The organism is Cupriavidus sp. 2TAF22 (assembly GCF_052115045.1).
Classification (GTDB): Bacteria; Pseudomonadota; Gammaproteobacteria; order Burkholderiales; family Burkholderiaceae; genus Cupriavidus.
In genome coordinates, this window is the sequence record NZ_JBFRFX010000011.1 from 164,530 (window position 1) to 189,712 (window position 25,183).

At 65.0% G+C, this 25,183-nt stretch carries 23 protein-coding genes; 7 read left to right on the forward strand and 16 right to left on the reverse strand.

The annotated features are described in order from the left end of the window. Positions 1 to 29 precede the first annotated feature (29 nt). Entirely contained in the window at positions 30 to 998 is a 969-nt protein-coding gene (locus tag AB4Z48_RS15440) for a Bug family tripartite tricarboxylate transporter substrate binding protein (protein ID WP_441615350.1), read from the reverse strand. A 97-nt stretch (positions 999 to 1,095) separates the two neighbouring features. Next, a complete protein-coding gene (locus AB4Z48_RS15445; protein WP_441615352.1) occupies positions 1,096 to 2,070 on the reverse strand; it encodes a LysR family transcriptional regulator in 975 nt (324 codons plus the stop codon). Positions 2,071 to 2,285: 215 nt separating this feature from the next. Between AB4Z48_RS15445 and AB4Z48_RS15450 the strand changes: the two genes are divergently transcribed. Together AB4Z48_RS15450 and AB4Z48_RS15455 are read left to right on the forward strand one after the other, a co-directional pair. Next, positions 2,286 to 3,209, forward strand: coding sequence for a dihydrodipicolinate synthase family protein (locus AB4Z48_RS15450; protein ID WP_441615354.1), 924 nt, complete (start codon positions 2,286 to 2,288; stop codon positions 3,207 to 3,209). A gap of 79 nt (positions 3,210 to 3,288) precedes the next feature. Beyond that, positions 3,289 to 4,875, forward strand: coding sequence for an aldehyde dehydrogenase (NADP(+)) (locus AB4Z48_RS15455; RefSeq protein ID WP_441615356.1), 1,587 nt, complete (start codon positions 3,289 to 3,291; stop codon positions 4,873 to 4,875). Positions 4,876 to 4,919: 44 nt separating this feature from the next. On the opposite strand, the gene AB4Z48_RS15460 is transcribed toward AB4Z48_RS15455, so the two are convergent. From AB4Z48_RS15460 to AB4Z48_RS15470, 3 genes are all read right to left on the reverse strand, one after another. Next, a complete protein-coding gene (locus AB4Z48_RS15460; protein ID WP_441615357.1) occupies positions 4,920 to 5,861 on the reverse strand; it encodes a LysR family transcriptional regulator in 942 nt (313 codons plus the stop codon). A gap of 145 nt (positions 5,862 to 6,006) precedes the next feature. Then, positions 6,007 to 6,423 carry a DUF1801 domain-containing protein gene (locus tag AB4Z48_RS15465; protein ID WP_441615358.1) on the reverse strand — a complete coding sequence of 139 codons (417 nt, stop codon included), beginning with the start codon at positions 6,421 to 6,423 and terminating at the stop codon, positions 6,007 to 6,009. A 48-nt stretch (positions 6,424 to 6,471) separates the two neighbouring features. Continuing rightward, positions 6,472 to 6,654, reverse strand: a complete 183-nt coding sequence (locus tag AB4Z48_RS15470; protein ID WP_441615442.1) for a hypothetical protein — start codon at positions 6,652 to 6,654, stop codon at positions 6,472 to 6,474. Here AB4Z48_RS15470 and AB4Z48_RS15475 point away from each other — a divergent pair. Next, positions 6,647 to 7,732, forward strand: a complete 1,086-nt coding sequence (locus tag AB4Z48_RS15475; RefSeq protein ID WP_441615360.1) for a mechanosensitive ion channel family protein — start codon at positions 6,647 to 6,649, stop codon at positions 7,730 to 7,732. The two genes, AB4Z48_RS15470 and AB4Z48_RS15475, sit on opposite strands and share 8 nt — an antisense overlap. Before the next feature lie 7 nt (positions 7,733 to 7,739). On the opposite strand, the gene AB4Z48_RS15480 is transcribed toward AB4Z48_RS15475, so the two are convergent. After that, entirely contained in the window at positions 7,740 to 8,162 is a 423-nt protein-coding gene (locus AB4Z48_RS15480; protein ID WP_441615362.1) for an NINE protein, read from the reverse strand. 212 nt (positions 8,163 to 8,374) lie between these two features. Here AB4Z48_RS15480 and panE point away from each other — a divergent pair, with 212 nt between their 5' ends. Both panE and AB4Z48_RS15490 read left to right on the forward strand, forming a co-directional pair. Further along, a complete protein-coding gene (gene panE, locus AB4Z48_RS15485) occupies positions 8,375 to 9,298 on the forward strand; it encodes a 2-dehydropantoate 2-reductase (RefSeq protein ID WP_441615364.1) in 924 nt (307 codons plus the stop codon). 95 nt (positions 9,299 to 9,393) lie between these two features. Then, positions 9,394 to 10,005, forward strand: coding sequence for a methyltransferase domain-containing protein (locus tag AB4Z48_RS15490; protein WP_441615366.1), 612 nt, complete (start codon positions 9,394 to 9,396; stop codon positions 10,003 to 10,005). 159 nt (positions 10,006 to 10,164) lie between these two features. Here the strand turns inward: AB4Z48_RS15490 and AB4Z48_RS15495 are convergent, their stop codons facing one another. The 8 genes from AB4Z48_RS15495 to AB4Z48_RS15530 all read right to left on the reverse strand — a co-directional run bounded on the left by AB4Z48_RS15495 (position 10,165) and on the right by AB4Z48_RS15530 (position 18,635). Further along, positions 10,165 to 10,545 (reverse strand): VOC family protein, encoded by a 381-nt coding sequence (locus AB4Z48_RS15495; protein WP_441615368.1) that lies wholly within the window; start codon positions 10,543 to 10,545, stop codon positions 10,165 to 10,167. A gap of 167 nt (positions 10,546 to 10,712) precedes the next feature. Next, the gene (locus tag AB4Z48_RS15500; protein ID WP_441615370.1) at positions 10,713 to 11,819 is read right to left on the reverse strand and encodes an S-(hydroxymethyl)glutathione dehydrogenase/class III alcohol dehydrogenase; all 1,107 of its coding nucleotides are present in this window, start codon (positions 11,817 to 11,819) and stop codon (positions 10,713 to 10,715) included. A 37-nt stretch (positions 11,820 to 11,856) separates the two neighbouring features. Next, the gene (locus tag AB4Z48_RS15505; protein WP_441615372.1) at positions 11,857 to 12,576 is read right to left on the reverse strand and encodes an enoyl-CoA hydratase/isomerase family protein; all 720 of its coding nucleotides are present in this window, start codon (positions 12,574 to 12,576) and stop codon (positions 11,857 to 11,859) included. Continuing rightward, positions 12,573 to 13,754: a CaiB/BaiF CoA transferase family protein gene (locus AB4Z48_RS15510; protein ID WP_441615438.1), complete on the reverse strand. Its 1,182-nt coding sequence runs from the start codon at positions 13,752 to 13,754 to the stop codon at positions 12,573 to 12,575. Before AB4Z48_RS15510 ends, AB4Z48_RS15505 begins: the two co-directional genes overlap by 4 nt. 68 nt (positions 13,755 to 13,822) lie before the next feature. Beyond that, on the reverse strand, positions 13,823 to 15,226 hold the full coding sequence (locus tag AB4Z48_RS15515; protein ID WP_441615374.1) for a TIGR00366 family protein: 1,404 nt from the start codon (positions 15,224 to 15,226) through the stop codon (positions 13,823 to 13,825). Between the two features lie 64 nt (positions 15,227 to 15,290). Then, positions 15,291 to 16,403 carry a Rieske 2Fe-2S domain-containing protein gene (locus tag AB4Z48_RS15520; protein WP_441615376.1) on the reverse strand — a complete coding sequence of 371 codons (1,113 nt, stop codon included), beginning with the start codon at positions 16,401 to 16,403 and terminating at the stop codon, positions 15,291 to 15,293. Between the two features lie 57 nt (positions 16,404 to 16,460). Beyond that, positions 16,461 to 17,474: a PDR/VanB family oxidoreductase gene (locus AB4Z48_RS15525; RefSeq protein WP_441615378.1), complete on the reverse strand. Its 1,014-nt coding sequence runs from the start codon at positions 17,472 to 17,474 to the stop codon at positions 16,461 to 16,463. 276 nt (positions 17,475 to 17,750) lie between these two features. Continuing rightward, on the reverse strand, positions 17,751 to 18,635 hold the full coding sequence (locus tag AB4Z48_RS15530) for a LysR family transcriptional regulator (protein WP_441615379.1): 885 nt from the start codon (positions 18,633 to 18,635) through the stop codon (positions 17,751 to 17,753). A gap of 791 nt (positions 18,636 to 19,426) precedes the next feature. Between AB4Z48_RS15530 and AB4Z48_RS15535 the strand changes: the two genes are divergently transcribed. Then, positions 19,427 to 19,855: a CopG family transcriptional regulator gene (locus tag AB4Z48_RS15535; protein ID WP_441615440.1), complete on the forward strand. Its 429-nt coding sequence runs from the start codon at positions 19,427 to 19,429 to the stop codon at positions 19,853 to 19,855. Positions 19,856 to 19,906: 51 nt separating this feature from the next. Continuing rightward, entirely contained in the window at positions 19,907 to 21,025 is a 1,119-nt protein-coding gene (locus tag AB4Z48_RS15540; protein ID WP_441615381.1) for an extracellular catalytic domain type 1 short-chain-length polyhydroxyalkanoate depolymerase, read from the forward strand. A 149-nt stretch (positions 21,026 to 21,174) separates the two neighbouring features. Here the strand turns inward: AB4Z48_RS15540 and pepN are convergent, their stop codons facing one another. Both pepN and AB4Z48_RS15550 read right to left on the reverse strand, forming a co-directional pair. Next, positions 21,175 to 23,820, reverse strand: a complete 2,646-nt coding sequence (gene pepN / locus AB4Z48_RS15545) for an aminopeptidase N (RefSeq protein ID WP_441615383.1) — start codon at positions 23,818 to 23,820, stop codon at positions 21,175 to 21,177. Positions 23,821 to 23,839: 19 nt separating this feature from the next. Next, positions 23,840 to 24,997 carry a zinc-binding metallopeptidase family protein gene (locus AB4Z48_RS15550; RefSeq protein ID WP_441615385.1) on the reverse strand — a complete coding sequence of 386 codons (1,158 nt, stop codon included), beginning with the start codon at positions 24,995 to 24,997 and terminating at the stop codon, positions 23,840 to 23,842. Between the last annotated feature and the right edge of the window lie 186 nt (positions 24,998 to 25,183).

Sequence of the window (25,183 nt, forward strand, 5' to 3'; positions counted from 1 at the left end):
CGTATGGATGCAGGAAGATGCAAGAGGGTTTAGTCGAGCTTGACACCGAGTTCGGAAATCAGCTTGCCGTAGCGCGCGTACTCGGCACGCGAGAATGCATCGAACTGCGCCGCATCCAGCGTGCCGGGCTGGGCCCCGACATCGTTGAGGCGCCGGACGGTGTCGGGATCCTTGAGTATGGTGGCCAGTGCCGCGCCCAGCTTCTGCAAGGTGGCGGGCGGGGTGCCGGCCGGCGCATAGATGCCGTACCAGGCATTCATCTGGATGTTCGGCACACCGGCTTCGGCCAGCGTGGGCACGCCCGGCAACAGCGCCGAGCGCTGCTCGGCCGTCACCGCCAGGGCGCGCAGCTTGCCGGCCTTGATGTGGTTGATGACGGAGGGCATGGTCTCGAAACTCATGTCGACCTGGCCGCCCATCAGGTCCACCAGCGCGCTGCTGCTGCTCTTGTACGGCACGTGCAGCAACTTGCCGTTGATCTGCCGCGCGAAGGCGGCGCCGGCGAGGTGCTGGGTACTGCCGACGCCGGAGGAGCTGTAGCGGTACTTGTCCGGGCTGGCCTGGATCGCCGCCACCAGCGACCTGACGTCGCGCGCCGGCACCTGGTTGTTGACCACCAGCACATTGGGCACGGACGACACCATGGCCACCGGCACCAGATCCTTGAGCGGATTGAACTGCAGCTTGAGCAGGTGCGGCGCGATAGCCTGCGAGGTCACCACGCCCATCAGCAGCGTGTTGCCGTCGGGCGCGGCCTTGGCGGTGATGTCCGCGGCGATGGTGTTGGAGGCGCCGGGCCGGTTGTCGACCACCACGGGCTGCCTGATGATGGCGGCCAGTTTTTCGGAGACGATGCGGGCCATGACGTCGGTGCCGCCGCCCGGCGCCGCGCCGACCATCAGCCGCACGGGCCGGGAGTCCTGTGCATAGGCGCCGGCCGCTGTCGCGGCGGCAAGCGTCGCCAGGCCGGCAAAGGTGCCGGCGATCCATTTGTTCATGCTTGTCTCCGTCCTGTTGTCTGCCGGTCTCGGTGCCGGTGAGGCCACTATAGGGCCGTCAGTGATTCGCCACTACTGATGTTTTATTAATGGGCGATTACCTGGAGGAATACGTCGGCTCACCTTGGCCCGGCCCGGCCGCCCCGGGCTTGCCGGCGCGCAGCGCCACGATCAACCGCCTGGCAGCCGCCGAGAGCGTGCCGCCGCGCCGCGTGACGATGCCGAAGGTTTCGTGCCGGGACTGCATCTTCACCGGCAGGATCCGCAGCATCTTCTGGCGCGCATATGGCTGCGCCACGCTGGTCGGGAGCAGCGACACCAGCCTGGCGCTGCCCTGGAGCAAGGCCACGGTGACCAGCGTGGAGGCGGTGGTGATGGCATTGGGCGGCATGCCAATGCCGGCAAGGTCCAGCTCGCGCAGGAGCAGGGCATGCATCGGCATCTGGGACGGATAGACAATCCAGCGGTAGGCGGCCAGATCCGCAAAGGCGAGTTCGCTGGCGCGCGGGGCCGCATGGGCATGGCCGACCACCACCGACATCGGCTCGTCGTCCAGCGGCTCGTAGTGATACCGGGCGGGCTGGTCGCTCACCAGCGCGCGGCCGATGACCAGGTCCAGCCGGCCATCGTCCAGCAGGCTCAGCATGCGCAGGCTGGTGTCCTCCACGATTTCGATCGACAGGTTGGGCTGGTCTGCCTGCAAGGTCGCCAGCGCCGGCACCAGGACGCCGGTCACCGCGCCCATGATGACCCCGACGGCAAGCCGCCCCGCCGTGCCGGAACGGATTTCCGCCATGTCCTGGCAGAGCGCGGTCAGGTCGGTGGCAAGCAGCCGCGCATAGCGGATCACGCAATAGCCGAACGGGTTGGGCTGCATGCCGGTGTGGGTCCGCTCGAAAAGCGGTGCATCCAGCATGTTTTCCAGCTCCTGCAGGGCCTTGCTGGCGGCCGACTGCGTCATGGCCATGGCCGATGCGGCCTGGTGCAGCGATTTATGGTCGTCCAGCGCGATCAGCAGTTGCAGCTGTTTCATGCGCAGGCGCGACATCAGTACGTCGAGGGTGGCTCTCATGGGTGTGCGCAGGCGGGCGCAAACGGGGCCTCCTCAAGGAAGACGCCCCGCCTGGGCCCGGGTCGGGTTCGGTCTGGCCGGCGGGGTGAGTCGTAAAAGCGATCACCAGATGGAAAGGTTTCAATATACATGGTGTGCCGGACGCTCTTATATTGCGTGCAGCGACCGGCCGGCATTCCCCCCGCCGGCGACCCCCGCACAACAAGGAGACAGACATGATCAAGCCCGCCATCTACCGCGGCGTATTCCCGGTAGCGCCGACCATCTTCGACGAGCAGGGCGGCCTTGACCTGGACGGCCAGCGCCGTTGCATCGATTTCATGATCGATGCCGGCTCCAACGGCATCTGCATCCTGGCCAACTTCTCGGAGCAGTTCGTGCTGACCGACGACGAGCGCAACACGCTGATGACGGCGGTGCTCGACCACGTGGAGGGCCGCGTGCCGGTGATCGTCACCACCACGCACTTCAGCTCGCGCATCTGCGCCGAACGCAGCCGTGCCGCGCAGGATGCGGGCGCCGCCATGGTGATGGTGATGCCGCCGTATCACGGCGCCACCATCCGCATGCCCGAACGCGCCATCTACGAGTTCTTCGCCACGGTGTCCGACGCCATCGAGATCCCGATCATGATCCAGGACGCTCCGGTCAGCGGCACCACGCTGTCCGCGCCCTTCCTCGCGCGCATGGCCAGGGAACTCGCCAATGTGTCGTATTTCAAGATCGAAGTGCCGCAGGCCGCGGCCAAGCTGCGCGAGCTGATCGAACTGGGCGGCGCTGCCATCGTCGGCCCGTGGGACGGCGAGGAAGCCATCACGCTGATGGCCGATCTCGACGCCGGCGCCACCGGCGCGATGACGGGCGCGGGCTTCCCCGATGGCATCCGCCTGATCGTCGATGCCTACCAGGCCGGCGACACCGAGGGCGCCGCGCGCCACTACCAGCAATGGCTGCCACTCATCAATTACGAGAACCGCCAGGGCTGGCTGGCAACCAGCAAGGTGCTGATGAAAGAGGGCGGGGTGATCGCCTCGGACGCGGTGCGCCATCCGCTCCAGCCGATGCACCCGGCGACCCGCGCGGGCCTGCTGCAGATTGCGCGCCGGCTGGATCCGATGGTGCTGCGCTGGGGCCGTTGAGCGCCAGCGGCGCACCAGGCCGGACCGGAACGGAACCACTGGCCCCGGCGGGGCCAGACCTCAGTCAACAGGAATAGACATGCAAATCCAAGGCGAACTATTGATCGGCAGCCAGTCGGTGCGCGGCACCGACGGCGAAATCGTTGCGATCGACGCGGCCTCCGGCGCCAAGCTGGCGCCGGCCTTCGGCGGCGCCAGCGCTGCCCAGCTGGCCCAGGCCTGCGCGCTGGCCGAGCAGGCCTTCGACGCCTACCGCGAAACCAGTCTCGACAAGCGCGCGGCCTTTCTCGAAGCGATCGCTGCCAACATCCTTGAGCTGGGCGATGCGCTGGTCGACCGCTGCGCGAGCGAAAGCGGCCTGCCGCGCGCGCGCATCGAAGGCGAACGCGGGCGCACCGTGGGCCAGCTGCGGCTGTTCGCGGACCTGGTGCGGCAAGGAGACTTCCTCGGCGTGCGCGTGGACCCGGCCCTGCCCGAACGCAAGCCACTGCCGCGCGCGGACCTGCGCATGCGCCAGGTCGCGCTGGGGCCGGTGGCGGTGTTTGGCGCCAGCAATTTCCCGCTGGCGTTTTCCGTGGCGGGTGGCGACACCGCCTCGGCACTGGCGGCCGGTTGCCCGGTGATCGCCAAGGCCCACCCCGCGCATCCCGGCACCTCGGAGCTGGTCGGCCGCGCCATCCAGAAAGCCGTGCGCGACCTGGGGCTGCCCGAAGGCACCTTCTCGCTGCTGTTCGATAGCGGCCTGCAGGTCGGGCAGGGCCTGGTCAGCGATCACCGCATCAAGGCGGTCGGCTTCACCGGCTCGCGCGCGGGCGGCACGGCGCTGATGGCGCTGGCGGCCGCACGCCCGGAGGTCATTCCCGTCTATGCGGAAATGAGCAGCATCAACCCGGTGCTGCTGTTCCCGCACGCGCTGGCCAACCGCGCCGAGGCCATCGGTACCGCGTTCGCGGCATCGCTCACGCTGGGCGCCGGCCAGTTCTGCACCAATCCCGGCCTGGTGCTGGCTGTCGACGGCCCGGACCTGGGGCGCTTCATCGCTGCGGCGGCGCAGAGCATCGAGCAGACCGCGCCGGCGACCATGCTGACACCAGGCATCCAGCGCGCCTACTGCACCGGCGTGGACAAGCTGGCCGCGCACCCGCAGGTCAGCGCGCAGGCGCGCGGCCGCGCCGGCGACGCACAGCAGGGCTCGGCGGCGCTGTTCTCCACCACCGCCGAGGCGTTCCTTGCCGATGAGGCCTTGCGCGCGGAGATCTTCGGCGCGGCCGGGCTAATCGTGCGCTGCCCCGACCTGGACGCCATGCGCCATGTCGTGGAAGTCATCGAAGGCCAGCTGACCGCCGCGCTGCATATCGACGACGCCGACCACGATGCGGCCCGCGCCATCCTGCCCGCGCTGGAACGCAGGGTGGGGCGCATCCTCGTCAACGGTTTCGGCACCGGGGTGGAAGTCGGGCATGCCATGGTGCACGGCGGTCCGTATCCGGCCACCTCCGATGGCGGCCGCTCCACCTCGGTGGGCAGCCTGGCCATCGCGCGCTTCCTGCGCCCGGTGTGCTACCAGGACATGCCCGCGGGGCTGCTGCCCGCCGCCTTGCGCGAGGACAATCCGCTGCAACTGAGCCGGCTGGTGGACGGCCGGCCGGCGCCCCGGCCCGCCTAAGCGCAGCCCGCAAGGCCCGCGAGCCGGGCCTTGCGAAGCCCGCGCTAGGCCGGCCTGGCGCGCAGCGCGTCGATCAGCAGGCTCATCGACGCGGTAGGCGGCCGGCCCCGCCGCGTCACGATGCCGTAGGGCCCCAGCTTGCGCGGCAGCGGCAACGGCAGCACGGCCAGCGCGCCCAGCCCCGCGTAGAACGCCGCCACCGAGGCCGGCAGCACGGCAATCAGCTCGCTGTCCGCGAGCAGGGAAGTCGTCATTAGCACCGCCGCCGTCTCGATGGTCGAGGGCGGCGGCGCCACGCCCGCGTCCTCGAACGAACGGTCGATCAGCGCCCGCATGGGGCTCGGGCGCGGCTGCATGATCCACGGAAACGTCGCCAGCTCCTCGAAACCCGGCTTGCGGCGCCCGAGCAGCGGATGCAAGGGCCCGACGACGATCGCCAGGCTCTCCTCGCCCAGTTGCTCGAACTCCAGGCCGCTACTGTCCCAGCCCTCCGGCACCCGGCCCAGCACGATGTCGAGCTGGTCGCGCTCCAGCAGCGGCACCAGCAGATCGCTGGTTTCCACCTGCACCACCACCTCCAGCCTGGGATGCTCGCGGTTCAGGCTGCGGATCACGTTGGCCAGCAGCACCGGCGTCGGCGCCATCACCGCACCCACGCGCACCCGGCCCACCTTTCCCGATTCCAGCGCCGCCAGCTCATCACGCAGGCCTGCCATATCCGCGAACACCAGCCGCGCGAACTGCGTCGCCGCCAGGCCAAACCGCGTCGGCCGCAAACCGCGCGCATGGCGCTCGAACAACGACACGCCCAGCATCGATTCCATGTCCTGCAGCATCTTGCTGACCGCCGGCTGGGTCAGCATCACCGCCTCCGCCGCCTGCCGCAGCGAACCGCGCTCCTCGATCGCCAGCAGCAGGCGCAGATGCTGCATCTTGATGCGGCTGTAGAGGGTGCTGATGGGCGGGATTAGCGAAGGGCGGGGCATGCGCGGGGGCTCGGGCCAGGCAGACGGTGACCGATGGTGTTTATCGGTTCTTGGAGAAGGCGTCAATGGGTGGATGTGGCCGGAGGGCCGCCGCGTGCGGCTCAGGCTGCGAGTCCTGCTCCAGGGCGGACGCCGATCCCGTAGCCTACTTCGCGCGCCTTGGGCCTGCCTTTCGAGCGGACGTATTGAGCGCGACCGCGGCACGGACAAGCGCCCTGAACGCGTCCGCGTCGATCTCGTCTGCCTCGAGGATGTCAATCGCGCGCCTGACGTTCCCGTCGAGGCTTGAGTTGAAGAGCCTGGCCGGGTCCTCCAGCGCAGCGCCCTTGGCGAAAGTCAGCTTCACCTTTGCCTTGTAAGACTCGCCGGTGCAGATGATCCCGTCGTGCGACCATACGGGAGTGCCCATCCACTTCCACTCCTCCACGACGTCCGGATCAGCCTCTTTGATGAGCTTGCGCATCCTGCTCAGCGTCGCCCCGCGCCAGTCCGCGAGCTCGGCGATTCTGTTGTCGATCAGCCCGGATGCCGGCAGCCCCTCGGTCGAACCCGATTTTTTCATGTTCTCCTCCTGAAACTTCCTGAAACTTCCTGACTCTTCCAGACGCTATCAGCCCATGAATTCGCCGAACAGGATGATGACATGGCAAGGGCTTGCCGGAAATCCCAGCGCGCGGCTCCATGTGGCCGCGGCGCCTCGCCCGCGGGCGGTGAAACTTCCGTCCCGTCTGCGTGTCGTTCCTTGCATAATCGCGCAAGCCGCGATGACATAGGACGACCGACCGATGAACATGGCAATCCTCCTCGCCCACCCCTGGTTCGGCACATGGGCGGCGGCCCTGATCGCCGTCGCCGTCGCGCTGCTGGCGCATCGCCTCGGCGGGCTGCTGCTCTTGCGCATTACCCGGCCGGCCCCGGTGCTGCATGCGATCGTGAAGAAGGCGCGCGCGCCGTCGACAGTGGTCTTGCCCTTGCTGGCCTTGCAGGCGGTCTGGCAGGCCGCGTCGGATGATCTGCCCTGGATCGGCAGCGTGCGCCATTTCAATGGCCTGTTGATGATCGCCGCGGCCACCTGGCTCGTGGCGCGCATCATTGCCGGCATTGCGCAGGGTATCCTGGACACACACCCGGTGGACGTGCAGGACAACATGAATGCGCGCCGCATTCACACGCAGACACGCGTGCTCTCGCGCACCGCGATGACGCTGGTGGTGGTGATGGGTGCGGCGATGGTGCTCATGACCTTTCCCGGGGCGCGGCAGGTGGGCGCCAGCCTGTTGGCCTCGGCAGGCGTGCTGGGCCTGATCGCCGGCTTTGCCGCCAAGCCCGTGTTCAGCAACCTGATCGCCGGTCTGCAGCTCGCCCTGACGCAGCCTATCCGGCTCGACGACGTGCTCATCGTCGAAGGCGAGTGGGGCCGCGTGGAGGAGATTACCGGCACGTACGTCGTGCTCCGGATATGGGACGACCGCCGTCTCATCATCCCGCTGCAGTATTTCATCGAGAAGCCCTTCCAGAACTGGACCCGCAACAATGCCGAGATCATGGGGTCGGTGTTCTTCCACGTCGACTACGGCATGCCGCTGGCGCCGCTACGCGAGGAGCTGGAACGCATCGTGCGCGCGGCGCCGGAGTGGGACCAGCGCTTCTTCAATCTGGTAGTGACCGATGCCACGGAGCGGACGATGCAACTACGCGTGCTGTGTACCGCGGCTTCCTCCGGGCTGGCGTGGGACCTGCGCTGCGTCGTGCGCGAAGGGCTGATCGACTTCATGCAGCGCGAATTCCCGCAGTTCCTGCCACGGCTGCGCATCGAGGGCGACCAAGGCGACGAAGGCGCGCCGAAGCGAAACACACCGTCGCCGCCCTGAGCGCGTATCAGGGCGTCCTGTTCCTCAGCGAAACCTGCTCGTTCAGCGTCCAGAAGTCATACAGCACGCCGATCAGGAACAGGCCGCCGGTGAGCAGGTAGATCAGGCCGGTGATCCATTTGCCGATATACATGCGATGCACGCCGAAGAAGCCGAGGAAGGTCAGCAGGATCCACGCCACGTTGTAGTCGGTCCTGCCGGCGGCGAAGCGGTAGTCCGCCTCGCGGTCCATGCCCGGGATCAGGAACACGTCGATCAGCCAGCCGATGCCGAGCAGGCCCAGCGTGCAGAACCAGATCGTGCCGGTGATGGGCTTGCCGTAGTAGAAGCGATGGGAGCCGGTAAAGCCGAAGATCCACAGCAGGTAGCCGATGACTTTGCTGTGCGTATCGCTCGGTGGAATGCTCGGTAGATTGCTCGATGGATTCATCGTTCGCCTCGTGCAGTGGTTTGGCGCGATGATGCCATAGCTTGTGGCGCCGCAGCTACCCGGCCGCCGCCGGCAGGGGGCGGCTGTCTACCTGCCACAAGGAATCCCGCCCTCCGGGTTGCGCGACCGCATGCCCGCCGGCAGCATCGCCGGCCCCACACTACAATGGCGCATCGCCCGGCCTCCCGCCGGGCCGGACCCGGGAGTCGAAGATGCGTATTCTGGTAGTCGGGGCGGGCGCCATTGGCGGCTATTTCGGCGCGCGGCTGTTGCAGGCCGGGCGCGACGTGACATTCCTGGTGCGCCCCCGGCGCGCCGCCCAACTGGCCGAGCATGGCCTGCGGGTCAAGAGCCCGCACGGCGACCTGCATTTCCCCAACCCGCCACTGGTGCAGGCCGAACAGATCACGCAACCGTATGACGTGGTGCTGCTGAGCTGCAAAGCCTACGACCTGGACAGCGCCATGGACGGCTTCGCGCCCGCCATGGGCCCCGGCACCGTCGTCATCCCCATGCTCAACGGCATGCAGCATCTCGACAAGCTCGATGCTCGCTTCGGCGCCGGGCGCGTGATGGGCGGGCGCTGCATGATCTCCAGCACGCTGGACGAACAAGGCACGATCCTCCACCTGTCCGCCTTCCATGTATTGTCCTTCGGCGAGCGCCCCGCCGGCAGCAGCGACCGCGCGCTGGCCCTGGCCGCGGCGCTCGACGGCGCCGGTTTCGATGTACAGCGCAGCGAAGCCATGCTGCAAGACATGTGGGAAAAGTGGCTGTTCCTGGCCACGCTGGCATCGTCCACCTGCCTGATGCGGGCAGCCATTGGCGACATCCTCGCCGCCCCGCGCGGACGCGAGACCATCACGGCCCTGTTCGACGAATGCGCGGCCATCGCCGCCACCAACGGCTACCCCGCCCGCGCCCCGGCACTGGAACAGGCGAAGACCACGCTATTTACCGCAGGCTCGCCGCTGATGGCCTCGATGCTGCGCGACATCGAACGCGGCGCGGCCATCGAGTCTGACCAGATCGTGGGCGACCTGCTGGCACGCCGCGGCCAGACGCCTGCGCCGACGCTGGAAATGGCACTGACAAGCCTGAAGGCCTACGAGGCACGGCGCGCACGCGGCGGCTGAGAGGGAATCTGGCAGGTAGCCGGCCTGGCGCAGCTGATCCTCGCACGCCGGCTTTCCAAGCCAAGCCGCTATAACAAAGCGAATGGAGACACAACATGGCAGGACCGACGATTGATTTCTGGCAGGCGCGCTTCGAGGCCGGCCAAACACCGTGGGACCGCGGCGCGGCCAGCCCGCAGCTCAAGGCATGGCTGGCCAGCGGCGCCATCCGTCCCGGCGAGGACGTGATCGTGCCCGGCTGCGGCAGCGGCTGGGAAGTAGCCGCGCTGGCGGAGCAGGGCGTGCGCGTGCGCGGCATCGACTACGCGCCGGCGGCGCTGGCGCGCACCGGCGAGCTGCTCGCGCAGACCGGGCTCAAGGCGACGCTGGAACAGGCCGATGTACTGGAGTGGCAGCCGCCCGCGCCCGTGGATGCGGTGTACGAGCAGACTTGCCTGTGCGCGCTGCATCCGGATCACTGGGTTCGCTACGCCGAGCAGCTTCATGCGTGGCTGCGGCCTGGCGGGCAGCTGTTCGCGCTGTTCATGCAGATGCGGCGCGAGAGTGCCGCGGAGGGCGTTGTCGAAGGGCCGCCTTATCACTGTGACATCAATGGGATGCGGGCTTTGTTTCCGGCGGACAAGTGGGAGTGGCCTAAGCCGCCGTTTGCTGCCGTTTCGCATCCTATTGGGGCGGTTGAGTTGGGGGTGGTTTTGGGGAGGTTGTGAAGTCCGGCCTTCCCACCTGCGATGGCTCTTGGCTTGGCAAGCGACAGCCATGATCAAAGCGCGGCCGGCCGGCCTCGACTGCATATTTAATCGGTCGATGCAACACACTGCACACCGCGTGAGCAGATGCCATCGGTGGGCCGATGGCATCTTGATCGCTTAAGTCGGCTCGAAGCAATAGGTACAGATCTTATTGCCATCGGGGTCCCTGACATATGCCGCATAGGCAGTAGGCGTAAAGCTGCGCGGGCCCGGCGCGCCTTCATCATTGGCGCCGAGGCTGAGTGCGGCCTCGTGGAATGCATGTACGGCATCCCGGCTAGGTGCAGCAAAGCTTACTGTGCCGCCATTGGCATAGGTCGACGGCAAGCCATTGCCGGGCTTGGTGACCATGAACTCTGGCCCGAAGGTGCCCCATAGCGATGCTGTTTCGAAGTCTAGGACACGCTGGATGCCGAGTCGGCTCAGGACGGCGTCGTAGAATGCGCGCGAGCGCTCCAGGTCATTGGTGCCGACCACGATATGTGTGAAGATTGCCACGGTGTATCTCCTTGATAGTTGGAGGTAGGAAGAAATTTGGGTCCGTGCTGTGTGCCAGCGGCGACCGAATCGGGGCCAGGAGCGTAAAGCCCTCACGAAGCCCCTCGCATCCATGAAGGCATCAGCGCCAGGGTGCAGTGTTCAGATATCAGTTCCATGGCCGCGTCCTAGTACAGCACCACGGACCGGATCGACTCGCCATGCTTCATGAGGTCGAAGCCCTCGTTGATGCGCTCCAGCGGGAAGCTATGGGTGATCAACTCGTCAATGTTGAGTTTTCCTTCCATGTACCAGTCGACAATCTTCGGTACGTCGGTGCGGCCGCGAGCCCCCCCAAAGGCCGAACCTTTCCATTCACGCCCAGTCACGAGCTGGAATGGCCGCGTCGAGATCTCCGCGCCGGCTTCGGCGACGCCGATGATGATGGATTTGCCCCAGCCCTTGTGACAGCACTCCAGCGCCTGGCGCATGACACGCGTGTTGCCGATGCACTCGAAGCTATAGTCGGCGCCGCCGTCGGTCAGTTGCACGATGTGGTCGACGACGTTGTCGGTATCGCGCGGATTGACGAAGTGCGTCATGCCGAAGCGCCTTGCCATGCCTGCACGAGCGGGATTGAGGTCGACTCCGATAATCTTGTCGGCGCCCACCATGCGCGCGGCCTGGATCACGTTCAGGCCGATTCCCCCGAGTCCGAACACGACAACATTGGCACCCGCCTCGACCCTGGCGGTAAAGATGACCGCGCCGACGCCGGTCGTCACGCCGCAGCCGATGTAGCAAATCTTGTCGAACGGCGCATCCTGCCGCACCCTGGCGACCGCGATTTCCGGCACAACGATGTGATTGGCGAAGGTCGAGGTCCCCATGTAGTGAAATAGAGGCTTGCCGCCGATGGAAAAGCGAGAGGTGCCGTCCGGCATCAGGCCGCGGCCCTGCGTCTGCCTTATCGCCTGGCACAGGTTGGTCTTGCGTGACAGGCAGAACTTGCACTGGCGGCATTCAGGCGTATATAGCGGAATCACGTGGTCGCCCGCTTTCAGGCTCGTGACGTTGGGTCCGACATCCACCACAATGCCAGCGCCCTCGTGGCCGAGGATCGCCGGGAAGATGCCTTCAGGGTCGGCGCCGGACAGCGTGTAATAGTCCGTATGGCAGATGCCGGTCGCCTTCACTTCGATCAGTACCTCGCCGGCGCGCGGCCCGTCGAGGTCAACTTCCTCGATCGCCAGCGGCGCACCGGCTTCCCATGCGACTGCGGCTTTGGTCTTCATTGCATCTCCTCCCTTTTCTCGCTGAGTTTGAATCGCCTTATCGGCCAAGATAGTGTTCAATGCGCTGTCGCAGGCCCGGCTCGGCGGCCGAGCTGACCAGTGCCGCCATGTCCGCGTCCGCGGTTGAAGGCAGCACCGCGGCGTACAGCGCGGTACGGGCGCGGGAGGAAAGCACGCGAGAGGCACCACCATCCTCGACCAGCCGGGCCGGCCAGTCGGCCTGCCCCGCCAGGCGAGAGACCAAGCCAATCCGTGCTGCCTCTTCGGCAGGAATGTCACGCGCCGTCTGCAGGATTTCGCGGGCCGGCTCGGCGCCGACCAGTGCCGCGAAGCGACGCGAGCCGAGCACCAGGTCGAACAGCAGACCGGGCATCCGGAAGTGCGAGTCGACCGTCGCATAGCGGCGCTTGCATGCGGCAAACAGGTCCACACCAGCGCCGAAGTTGCGCCCGTGCGCATATGCCGTGGTCAGGCAGGGCGAGTACGCGACCATCTGCAGCAGCGTTTCGATCCTGACCAGGCGCAGCAGCAAGTCGGCATCGGTCTGCTGGTCGAGGTCTCCCAGGTCGAACCCCGCGCAAAAATTCCGTCCTGCGCCTTGGAAGCGGATCATCGTGGCATCGTCGTCGTGTGCCTGCCGGACCGCGGCGATCAGGGCTTCCACCAGTCCCGGGCAAAGCGCATTGAGCTTGTCTGGACGGTTCAAGGTGAGCGAGACATGTCCGGCCTCGCGTTCGACGATGAGCAGATCGCTCATTGCGCTATCTCCTCACTGGAGGGGACCGCCGAGCCCAGCACTTCGGCATTGTGCTCGCCCAGCGCGGGCGGACCACGGCGGATCGGCAGATTGACCCCGGACAGGCGGATCGGCGAGGCGAAAGTGCTGGTTTCGATGCCATTGGGCAGCGTGAGGGGCTGCACCCATTGCATATGTTCCACCTGCGCGTCGGCGAGCACATCGGAATATGTATTGATTGGTGCGCAGGGCACGCCCGCTTGCCGGAACCGGCTCAGCCAGGTGGCAGCGTCTTCCCGGACGAACTCCGCTTCGAGCATCTCGCGCAGTTCGCGCTGGTGCCGCGCGCGCAGCGTCGGATTGGCGAAGCGATCGTAGGACAGCCATTCCTCGTGCGCCATGACGGCGCACACTGCCCGCCACAGGGTATTGTTGCCGGCCGCCATACCGAAGTAGCCGTCGCGGCAGGCGAACACCTGGTAGGGCGCGTTGCGTGGATGGGCGCTGCCCAACTTGACCGGATCCTTGCGGCTGCCAAAGTACTCGGAGGTCTGCAGTGCAGCGATGCCAAGGGTGGCGCCCAGCATGGAGATATCGACGTGCGTGCCCTCGCCAATGGCCTGTGCCTGCCGCAAGGCGCATACTGCAGAGAATGCCGCATAGAGTCCGGCGGAGAAGTCGGCAATCGGAACGCCGCATTTCACCGGCGCGCCGCCGGGTTCACCGGTCACGCTCATGATGCCGCTCATCGCCTGGAGCGTCAGGTCGAAGCCGCCTTCGCTAGCGCGCGGGCCTGACTGGCCGTAAGCGGAAATCGAGCAGTAGACCAGGCCGGGACTCCCGCCGCGCAGGGCGTCATAGCCGAGACCAAGGCGATCCATGACGCCCGGCCGGTTGTTCTCGATCAGCAGGTCGGCCGAAGCGATCAGGTCGCGGGCGCGGGCGGCATCGTCGGGATCCTTCAGGTTCAGGGTGACAGAGCGCTTGTTCCGGTTCAGCGATGCGAAGTTCTCGCTATAGCCCCCCGAGATCGGCGGCCAGCTCCGCAGCGTGTCGCCCGTCTCGGGATGCTCGATCTTGATGACGTCAGCGCCCATGTCGGCAAGCAGCATGCCGCAGTAGGGACCCGCAGCCACGTTGCAGATTTCGATGACGCGGGTGCCCTCGAGGGGCAGGGCCGGTTTTGCAGGAGTTTTCATTGTCTGGAGGAGAAGTGAAAGGTCGGGAAGCGGGCTGGCAGACGGGATGCGCCCGCCGGACATTGCCGTCAGGCGCCGGTGTGGGGCACGACCAGCAGGTAGAGCAGACCGAAGAAGGTCCCGGCGGTGATGAAGCTGACCAGCGTGAAGCCGAGCACCCGCTGCACTCCGACGCCAGCGATTGCGACCACCGGGATGGCCCAGAAAGGTTGAAGCAGGCTGCCCGCCAGTTCGCCAGCGGCCACTGCCATCGAGGTGCCGGCCAGGGTGGAACCGAGCTGTTGGGCGGCCGGGATAGTGAAGGGGCCTTGGACGGCCCAGTGGCCGCCGCCGCTGGGAATGAAGATGGTAATGACAATGGAGCCCAGGTAGCTCCAGAACGGCAGGGTGTCGCCGGACGCGAAGCGGATGAAGGATGCCGACGCGACTTCCGCCAGCCCGGTCGCATGCATGATGCCCATGATGCCGCCGTAGAAGGGGTACTGCAGCAGCATGGGGCCGGTCACCTTGGCGGCTTCCGTCACGGCATGAACATAGGCCCCGGCGCCGCCGTGCAGGCACAGACCGCCTAGCAGGAAGATGAAGATCACTGTGTTGATGTCCAGCCGGATACCGGTCGCGCTCCATTGCTGCACAAGGTAGGCAGCGCCCGCCACGACGAAGACCAGTGCGCACAGGCGTGACCGCTCGAGCAGGCCGGCCAAGCCGTTGCGGCGCTTCGGCTCAGTCGCCGCGGCTTCGCTGGCTTCAATGGCCTTGGGGTCGGCGGCGATGATGTCGCTGTCGGACGGACGCATCATCATGAAGACCAGCGGCAACAGCAATGTCGCAATCAGGCCAGCCGCGAGATTCCAGATGGAGAAGACCGTATGCGAGAGCGGCACCACGGCGTGCGTATGCTGCTCGACGATATTGAGCGGATTCCCTGGCGTGGCAATGGAAAGGGCAATCGAGCTCGACATGCCGGTGAACGCCCACAGGACCCAGGCCGTATAGCCAGCAGCGACGAGCCAGGCAAAGTCGACCCGTACGCGCTTGGCCACCTCCTTGGCTAGCATGGCGCCGACCACCAACCCGAAGCCCCAATTTAGGAAGGTTGCGAAAGCACCGACGATCGAGACCAGTGCAACGGCCGAGAGGGGACCGGTGGCGAGCATTGTGAGGCGTTGCAGGCCACGCTTGATCATGGGTGCGCTGGCCAGCGCGTAGCCTGTCACCAGCACCAGCACCATCTGGAAGGCGAAGGTGAAGATGCCGAAGATTCCCTTGTACCAGCCGGCCAAAATGTTCGTGACGGTGCCACCTGGGGCAAAGGCGGAGGCACAGGCGGCCGTCATCACTGTCAGGAGAATAACAATGACAAACGGGTCGGGCATCAGCCGCTCGAACAGATATACGCATGAGCTGATCGAGCGCTGCATCCACGTCTTCTGTGACAGCGGTCCGGAAAGAGCGAGTTCCTGTGCTTCCATGATTTGTCTCCACACCAGAATGTTGCGGGCCCGTCTGAGGCCTCTGTAGGCTATTTCTTGCGCGCTATGCGACGGCCGCAGTGGTGGGCAGCGGATGAATCGGGATGACGGACTTCTCCTCCAGTCGCTCCTCCCGCTGCATGGTCATCAGGATCTGGCGCGCGCGGCGCAGGGCCTTGTCGGTCTTAAGGAACAGCTCGGAATAATCGTCCTCCGGATAGGCGAACATCGCCTGCTGCCGTTCCAGTGCCCACTGGTCCTGCGCGACCACGGCGGGGAACATCTCGGCAACCTTGTGCGCAGTTGGGATATCTGGGTCGCTCAGCGTGGTATGGCCCTTCGTGCACGACACGTTCCAGCGCCAGACGAGGTTTTCCTCGTCGACCGGGTAGTGCAGGTGCAGCAGCGTGTATCCGCGTTCCATCTCGGTGCCGAGTTGGCCCTCAGGTGCTACATGCATCTCGACACGCGTCAGGCCCGGGCTGACCATACAGTGCGTATGCAGGCGCTCGACTTCCTCGTAGTGGAACCACTCACGCAGGTAGGGTGGCTGCTTGTAGCCGTGCACGTGGCGGAGCGTCTTGACGTACTCATAGCCCGCGTCGATGCCTTCCTGCAGTTGCACGGGAATGAGGCTATTCTCCTTGTCGCCGATGTTGCCGTCGTGCAAGGGATAGAAGTGCGTGATGTCGAGCAGGTTTTCGATCAGCAGCAGGTAGTTGGCCGGCACTTCTAGCGGCTGGGGCGAGCCGACCCCCACCTTGCCGGGATCAGTGACCTCCGGTGTGCGGGGGGGCTCAATGTTGGCAGCAGCCTTCTGTTCGCCTGGCCAGACCCAGACGACACCGTCCCGCTCGCACACCGGCACCCCATGCAGGCGCGCCTGGGGCGGGATCTTGCCCGGCTGGGACGGAATCTCCACGCATTGCCCGCTCGCGTCATAGCAGAGGCCGTGATACGCGCATTCGAGCCGGCCATCGTCAAGCAGCTTGCTCTGGGAGAGAGGGAAGCGCTTGTGACAGCAGCGATCGTCGAAGGCGACCACCTCTCCATCGTCCGTGCGCCACATGACGACTGGCTTGCCGGCGATCTTGAAGCCCTTGAGCTCATGGACGGGAAATTCCCGCGCGAAACCGATGGGATACCAACAATTCTTCACGTACTCGAACTTGCTCATTTCAGTTGTCTCCACGTTTTTTGGGGGGAATGACGAACGAGCGCGGCGCACGCCGGCTCAGAGGTCGAGGGTCAGGGTCTGGCTCTTAGCGCGGCTGCAGCAGATCATCACGAACTCCTGCTGATCCTCCTCGTCGAGGACGCTATCGCGATGAACGGGATCGCCGTCGAGATAGCGCGTCATGCAGGTCCCGCAGTAGCCTTCCTCGCAGGACACGTCGACTTCCACCGCGTTTTCCCGCAATACCTGGACGATGGTCTTGCCGGGCGGCACGGTGAAGGTCTTTCCGCAGCGTGAAAGCGTGACGTCGAAGGGTTGCTCTGCCTCAGCAGGTACGCTGGCCGGCTTTGACGCCGGCGCCGAGAAGCGTTCGCAATGCCGGGTGCCTGCGTGCCAATGCGCAGAATTGGCTTCCACTGCGTCCATGAAGCGTGACGGGCCGCAGTAATAGAGGTGCGCGCCGTCTGGCTGCTCCCGCAGGACGGCGCTCAGGTCGAGGCCTTTGGCGGGATCGCCGCCATCATGGTGGATGTGGGCGATGCCGGCGTGCACGAGCGGCGAGAGATCGTCGAGGAAGGCCGTCCGCCGTGGGGACCGGGTGCTGTAGTACAGCGTGAAGGTGTCGCGCCGTGCCAGTGCCGCCGACATCATGGACTTGATAGGGGTAATGCCGATGCCACCCGCTACGAATACATGGTGCGAAGCGTCATCGGCCAGCGGAAAATGATTACGCGGCCTGGAAATGGTGATGCGGTCGCCGGCGGCAAGCTGGTGGATCGCGGCGGAACCGCCTCGCCCCGCTGGTTCCCTGAGGACGGCGATGACGTAGCGGCTGGTGTCATGCGCGCTGCTGCAAATCGAATACTGGCGAATCAACCCGCCCGGCAAATGGACGTCAATATGGGCGCCTGCAGAGAATGCCGGTAGTGGCATGCCGAATAGGTCTGCCAGCTCGAACGCCCGGATATCTTCGGCGAGCTCGCTGACAGAGCGGATCGAAACGGGGATTTTTCCGGCGACCCGGTCATTTGCGGTGACGGTATCGCGTCTGCTTTCGACGATGAGGTCCATCGCGGTCTCCTGGAGGGTGCCCCGACCGCGTCGCTTGAGCAAATCGCGGCGGTCAGGTCGTCGTGGTTTGCTCAAGCATAGATTTTCGACTGTTTAATTCAAGCGATATTTTCAGGCACTATAACATCAATAAATTTGATGTGTCTGGAGAGAGAGGGACTTCACGTTTTTATGGTGAGAAACGGTGAATGATTCGGAAAAGTCGGTTGTAACGCGCTTTATCAAGCGTATTTGTGCCTTGCCCAGGGATTTCTACACGGCCGACGGTGGAAACCCTTACTTCTGAAAATCGCTGATATGTCCGGCGAGTTCGGCAATCGTGCTCGGGAGGGAATAAGTGTGTTCAGGCGAAACAGCGGCGACAAACTCGACGGGCTCAAAAGGATCTCGGACTCCGATAATCTCGAGTTGCCCACCGTCGAGTTGCCGGCGGTAATTGGGAATCGGCAAATAGGTAATTCCCATTTCGGCCATCGCGAGCGAAGCCGCGACGCCCATGCTCTTGCAGCGCGCCAGATAGCGGCAATGGGCGTGATCACGCTGAAACCAGGCGTTAATGGCGGCGCTATGGAAAGACTGGGGCTTCAAACCGATCAGCGGGTATTGCGCAAGCTCCGACGGCGCATAAGTCTTGTGTGCCATTTTCAGGCCCGGGCTCGCCATCCAGGCGAATTCGACTTTGCCGAGTGGGATTGTGGAGACGTCCTGCATGCGTGTGTGCCCGGGAGCCAGCACCAGATCCAGCTCGCCCTGCGTGAGGGCATCCATCAGGTCGCTGGTGAGTGCCTCGTCGATTTCCAGCCTCACTTGCGGATACTGCCTGGCTATGGCCTTGATCAGTGCGGGGAGCCACGTAGTGGATACGACTTCAGCAACCCCCATGCGGACGGTGCCACTCACTGCGCTCGGCGCCGCAACGCGATGCGAGAGTTCCGCTGAAAGGTTCAGGATGCGTGCGGCATAGTCGAGCACCTCGCGTCCATGCGGCGTCAGCCTTGCCTTGCGTTGCGTCCTGTCAAAAAGCTCAACCCCGAGGCTACGCTCAAGCTCGCGCAATCGCATGGAGACGGTGGACTGCGTAGCGCAAAGTCGCTCGGCTGCCGCCGCAAAACCGTCGAGCTGAACAATCCAGTAGAACGTTTCGAGTTGCTGTAGCGTCACGGCTTTCTGTCGCCTCCTGTAAGTGCATTGCAGGAGAAAGGATACAGGACGCCAGGGGCCTAACGGCTGCGCCCGTTCGATGGCGGCTCCTTGCAATTGACGGTCGTCGTCGGCTAGTTGGAGGTGGCGCGAGCGGGTCATGCGGATGCCCCCTGTGCTTGACGCTCCCACCCAAGGCATGGCTCACCATGGCTCACCCTAGAGGAGGCAGGCCGCGCCCAACGATTGGACTACTCCCGGCTATCGAATCAACGTAGAACTGCTTGGGGCCCTCATAGCAACACCTGGGGCATATTGAGACTGTTGCGCGCTTTGGGGTGTCGAACCAACGGCTCTTACGGCCCCCAGCGTAGCGACCGTCCCCCCCCTCTTCGACCTCTCATTCCGAGGCATCCCCGGCGCGTTTCGCTCAACGACGCCTCGCATGGTCACTCTGGATAACCGCATAGGCGGATCGCAGAATCGACGTTCTGCATGCCTCAGTAATCCACGGCCAGCTGCATGAGTTGACGCGGGCACTCCGGGTCCGCCCCATGCTGCAAGTGATGCCGTGACAGGGTGCCGCATCAGCCTGGCGGCTCGGTTGTTTGACCGAAGGGCGTGCTCATAGGCTGCTCGCATAAATCGCTCGCTCCCCCAGAAAACCTTGATCGTCACGCCGCTTGACGTAGCCCGTCGTCACGACTATAACCATCCATATGGATGGTACGGGGATGGTTTCAGGATGGTAAATGTGACGTGGAAAACCCGCCGAACCCTCCCCGCATGACAAACCAGGAGAAAAAGTGACGATGGAAAAGCCTACAGCACAGATCGCGACGCTCAGACCAAAGGGGGGCGAGACAGAGAAAATCACCATCAACCTCGGTCCGGTTGATCTGGGCCAGATCGATCTATTGGTGGAGGAAGGCTTCTATTCCAACCGAACCGACCTGATCCGCACCGCCATTCGCAACCAGCTCGCCGTGCATGCACAAGCGATTCAGGAAACGGCAACACGGCGGGCGCTGGTTCTGGGCCTTCAGCATTTCTCGAAGCAAGACCTCGAGGCGGCGTTGAAGGCCAACGAGAAACTGGCCATTCACGTGCTCGGTTTGGCGAGCATTGCATCGGATGTCAGTCCCGAACTGGCGTTGGCGACGATCGAGTCGATCGTGGTGCTAGGCGCCTTTCACGCGCCAGCCGCCGTCAAGGCGGCATTGGCTGGACGCATACGGTAGTAGGCGGCAATTTCGCCGCGCCTGGTTCGCCAGGCCTGCAGAGACCCCAACATGAAAATGAACGACGCCTTTCTTGCCTCGATGCATGAGGCAATGCACCTGCTGCAGACGGCGGGCCCGATGGAGGCCACTGCCGTCATCCAGCGCGCACTTCGCGGGCAGTCGCCAACCGGCAACACAGGCGAAGCGCGAGCACCGATGCCGGCGCAAGTGGTGCAATCCTTGTTGACGGACAACACGTCACAGGGCCGGGCCGATACAGCGCCATCCGTGGAACCCGCCGCGCCGCGCCGCGCGCCACCGACTGCAATGCCCGGCCACTTCAGACGGCACACCTTTGCCAACCAGGCCGGGCAACGGTCCTACAAGGTCTATATCCCCGCCGGGCATTTGCAGGAGCCGATGCCCTTGGTGGTCATGCTGCACGGCTGCACGCAGGATGCCGATGACTTTGCCGCCGGCACGCGCATGAACGCGCTGGCGGACAAACTCGGCTTTGCGGTCGTGTACCCGATCCAGGCCGCCGATGCCAACACGTCGAAATGCTGGAACTGGTTTCGCCCTGGCGACCAGCAAGCCGACCGGGGCGAGCCGTCGATCATCGCGGGCATCACTCGCGAGGTCATGGCCAGCCACAGCATCGATCCGGATCGAGTCTATGTTGCGGGGCTGTCCGCCGGTGGCGCGATGGCGGCGGTGCTGATCCAGCGCTATCCGGACCTTTTTGCCGCAGCTGGCGTCCACTCGGGGCTGCCGACAGGGTGCGCGCATGACCTGCCTTCGGCGCTGGCGGCCATGAAGGGTGGCAAGGGATCGGGCGCTTCCAGGCGCGGCATTGCGCCGCCGGCGCGGCCGGTGCGTCCACTGATCGTGTTCCACGGCGATGCGGATCACACCGTGCATGCGTCGAACGGGGCGCGACTGATCGAGCCGTACGAACAAGGCCACGATCACAAGCACACTGAGCGCGAGACCGTCCGTGCAGGCCATGCCTACACGCGCTACCGGATCTTGCCGCCTGGTGGCGTGGATGCGGAATACTGGCTGATTCACGGCGCGGGGCATGCCTGGGCCGGTGGCGGCAGCGGCGGGTCGTACACTGACGCAAAAGGGCCGGATGCCAGCGTGGAAATGCTGCGATTTTTCCTCGCCCATCCCCGGCGTTCCTGAATCAAGCAAAATATGCCGTGATACATCTCATCAGACGCGGGCGAGGGGCATGGCTAGCCGTCGCCGCGTCGCGCGCCCGCTGGGGCGAGCCCTTGGCAGCCGGCGCTATGATTGCCGAGTACTCGCCCACGATCGGCTGGCCGGCCCAGCTAGGCAAGTGCTTTGCAAACGACTTCGGCGGTTTCCTTGGAAAGGCCCGGCGTCGCCGCGACTCCCTCCAGCGCGGCGCGCATCAGCGCGCGACGCCGCGGCTCGAAGCGCCTGTAGCGCTCGAAGTTGCGCACCATACGGGAGGCCACCTGCGGATTGATTTCATCAAGCGCCACCGCTTGCTCGATCATCAGCTCGTATCCGCAGCCGTCGGCCGCGTGGAATTGGGCCTGGTTTGCGCCAAAGCTGCCCAGCAGCGCGTAGACCTTATTGGGATTCTTCAGTGTGAAGACCGGATGCGCGGTCAGTTCGCGAACCCGCGCGACCGTTCCGGGTAAGCGGGACAGTGCCTCCAGTCCGAGCCACTTGTCTACCACCAGCGGCTCGCCCTGCCACTTGGCGTAGAAGGCGTCGAGTGAATCGCGGCGCTCGGGCCAATCGCAGTTGGCGATGGCGGTGAGCGCCGCCATTGTGTCGGTCATGTTGTCGGCGGTCTGGAGTTGCACGAGGCACATTCGGTGCGAATCTTCGTCGCCGAGGTCCACCAGCATGGCCAGGCAGAGATTGCGCAACGCGCGGCGACCGATCGACGCGGCGTCGGGCTTGTAGGGACCGGGTGTGGCGAAGCTGTCGTACGAGCGGCGCAACTCGGAGCGCAGCCGATCGGCCAGGAACTTGCGCATCGCCAGCCGCACCTCGTGCACGGCCTGAGGGTCGATCTCATCGAGCTGTTCGCCGATCACTACTTCGGACGGCAGCGCGAGTGCCTCGGCAGCGAAGGCCGGATTCCGCGCGGCGCCGTCAAGCACGCGGCCGAAGGCACGGGCCAAGTGGTCCGGGAATTGCACTGGCCGGCCGGCGCGATGATCGACTACACCGGCGAGCAGCAAGTTCATCGCGAGATGCTGCCCCGCTTCCCAGCGGTTGAACGGATCGCTGTCGTAGCTCAGAAGATGTTGTAGCGCCTCATCGCTGTAGTCGTAGTCGATAACCACAGGCGCGGAAAAGTCGCGGAGCAGCGACGGCACGGGACGGGCCGGCACATCCAGGAAGCGGAATGCCGCCGTCTCCTGGCGTAGCGACAGCACTCGGCTCGTGCATTGGGCCGTCTCCTCACCTTCGAGGCGCAGTGGCATCTCCTGGCCATCGGCGTCGATCAGACCGACTGCCAGCGGGATGTGCATTGGCTGCTTGACCGGCTGCCCCGGGGTGGGCGGGCAGTGTTGTGTCACGGTCAGCTCGTAGGTACGCGTGGCCGCGTCATGGCGGTCGCGGATGGACAGGCGCGGAGTACCGGCCTGCTCGTACCATAGCTTGAACTGGGCGAGATCCACACCGCTTGCATCCTGGATCGCGCTCACCAGATCATCGGTCGTGACCGCTTGCCCATCATGACGTTCGAAGTAGAGTTCGATGCCTTTGCTGAAGGCTAACGCGCCAACCAGCGTGCGCATCATGCGCACCAGCTCTGCCCCCTTGCTGTAGACCGTGGCAGTATAGAAATTGCTGATCTGCTGGTAGGAGCGCGGTCTCACCGGGTGCGCCATCGGGCCGGCGTCCTCCGGGAACTGGCCCGCGCGCAGATTGCGCACAGCCTGGATGCGCGACACTGCGCGCGAGTATCGGTCGCCAGCGTACTGCTGCTCGCGGAAGACCGTCAGCCCCTCCTTGAGCGCAAGCTGGAACCAGTCCCGGCAGGTGACGCGGTTGCCGGTCCAGTTGTGGAAGTACTCATGGGCAACCGTGCGATCGATGAAGCTGAAGTCCCAGTCGGTGGAGATGTCCGCCCGGGCAAGCACCAGCTTGGTGTTGAAAATGTTCAGGCCTTTGTTCTCCATCGCGCCGGCGTTGAAGTCCCCCACCGCGACGACGTTGTACTGGTCAAGATCGATCTCCAGGCCGTAGGTGTCCTCCTCCCACTTCATCGCGTGCTTGAGCGACTGCAGCGCGAACTCGCACTGATCCAGCTTGCCGGGCTCAACGAAAAAGCGCAGCGGCACCGTGCGGCCTGAGCGGGTCGTGAAGCTGTCCTCGCGGCCGTCGAGCCGTGCAGCCACGACGGCGAAGAGGTAAGAGGGCTTGGGAAAGGGGTCTTCCCAGCGGGCCCAGTGACGGCCGCCAGCCTCGTCGCCTTGGCCGGTGAGGTTGCCGTTGGCCAGCAGCACGGGATACCGGGCCTTGTCGGCATGCAGCGTGACCGAATAGCGGGCCATCACGTCCGGCCGGTCGAGAAAAGGTGTGATGCGCCGGAAGCCCTCCGCCTCGCAAAGACTGAAGAAGCCGGTGCTGGAGGTATAGATCCCCATCAGCTTGGTGTTCTGGCTGGGGTTGAGGTGGCTGACGGTCGTCAGCCTGAAGGCGTCGGGGGCGTTCCGCAGGGTCAGGTGGCGCTCGTCGAGCATGTAGCGGTCCGGGCCGAGCGGGATGCCGTCGAGGGCCACCGACTCCACCACAAGCTCGTCAAGATCGAGCCGCAGCGGCGCCTCGGGTTCGACTGCCTTGGGGTTGCGGCGGACCGTGATCCGGGCGAGTACACGCGCATTGTCCTCGGCGGCGAAGTCTACGTCGAGCTCGACCTCGGGGATCAGGAAACTGGGCGGCGCGTAATCCTTCAGATAGACCGTTGCGGCTGCTGGGACGTCCATGCTGTGGCTCCCTATCGCGTCAGAGATCGGGCTTGGTGCAGGCTTCGACGACGATCATGCTGATGAACTGCAGCTTGGCCACGACCGGCTTGGACATCACGAAGGGGTAGAAATCCGGTTCGCCCATGCTGCGCGCCATCTCGTTGAGGACCATGGTTACCTCGAGCCACGCGTTGAGGAGGGATAGAAAGCGCTCGGCACCGGGGTCTTCGGGTGCGTACAGCGCATCTCGCGTGAACGGCTGGATGTCTCCATCGAGATCCTCGGCATCCAGGCCGAAGCCTAGCGCCGTGCCTAGGCTGTCGACCACGTGCAGGTAGTGAGCCCACGTTTCGGCCCAGTCCTCCCAAGGGTGCATCGTCGCGTATGAGCTGATGTAAGCGTTGGCCCAATCGGGGGGAGGTCCTTGCTCGTAGTTGCGCTTGAGCGCCTCGGCATAGCTGGCGCGCTCATCGCCAAAGAGCAGCCGGAATGGCTCTAGCCACCCGGTGTTCCAGACCAGCCGGTCCCAGTAGTAGTGGCCCACCTCGTGGCGGAAGTGCCCCAGCAGCGTACGGTAGGGCTCCCGCAGGCCATGCCTGATGTGCTCGCGCTTGGCATCATCGGCCTCCTCGACGTTGAGCGTGATCAGGCCGCTGGCATGCCCGGTCATGACGCACGGGCCTCCGGGCGGCGAGCGCAGGAAATCGAACATCAGGCCGTGCTCGGGATCTTCCTCCACCTTGGATCGCACTGGCAGGCCCAGCGCGAGCAATTGCGAAACCAGCCGGCGCTTGGCGACCTCGATTTTCGTCCAGTAGAGTACGTTGTCAGCGTCGTCGAGGTCGGGGATGGTGCGGTTGAGCCGGCAGGCGATGCAGTGTGGCTGGGGATTGTGCGCATATATCATCCAGTTGCACGCGGCAGGGGAGTCACGGTTCGCGCAGAACTTCAGCAACTCCTTGCGGCCTTCCTCGCGCCAGGTACCGGGTTCGGGGCCCGGTTCAAGTGCGCCAAGCCGGCCTTCGTCCGGCAGGAAGCCCAGGGGCGAGTTGCATGCCAGACATAGCGTGTTGCGGAAGAAGACGTGGTTGCCGCAACGGCACTTGTAGGCACGCGAGTGGCGCTCGACGCGCACGTCATGCCTCTTCCACTGCGTGTCCACCTCTTGGCTGAGCGACGCCAGCAGATTGTGCATGTCTCCCCCCAAATGATGGAGCACGGTGAGACAAGAATAGGCAACAGGCGGGGAGCTGCAAGATTAAGATTCCCGTTGACTTGAGTCATCCAGTTCGTGCCCGGCAACGCCTGAACAGCATGGGCGCGGGCGCCACAAGCGACATGCAGAGCCCTTTGGGTCCACGGTTACCAATGGATGCCGATT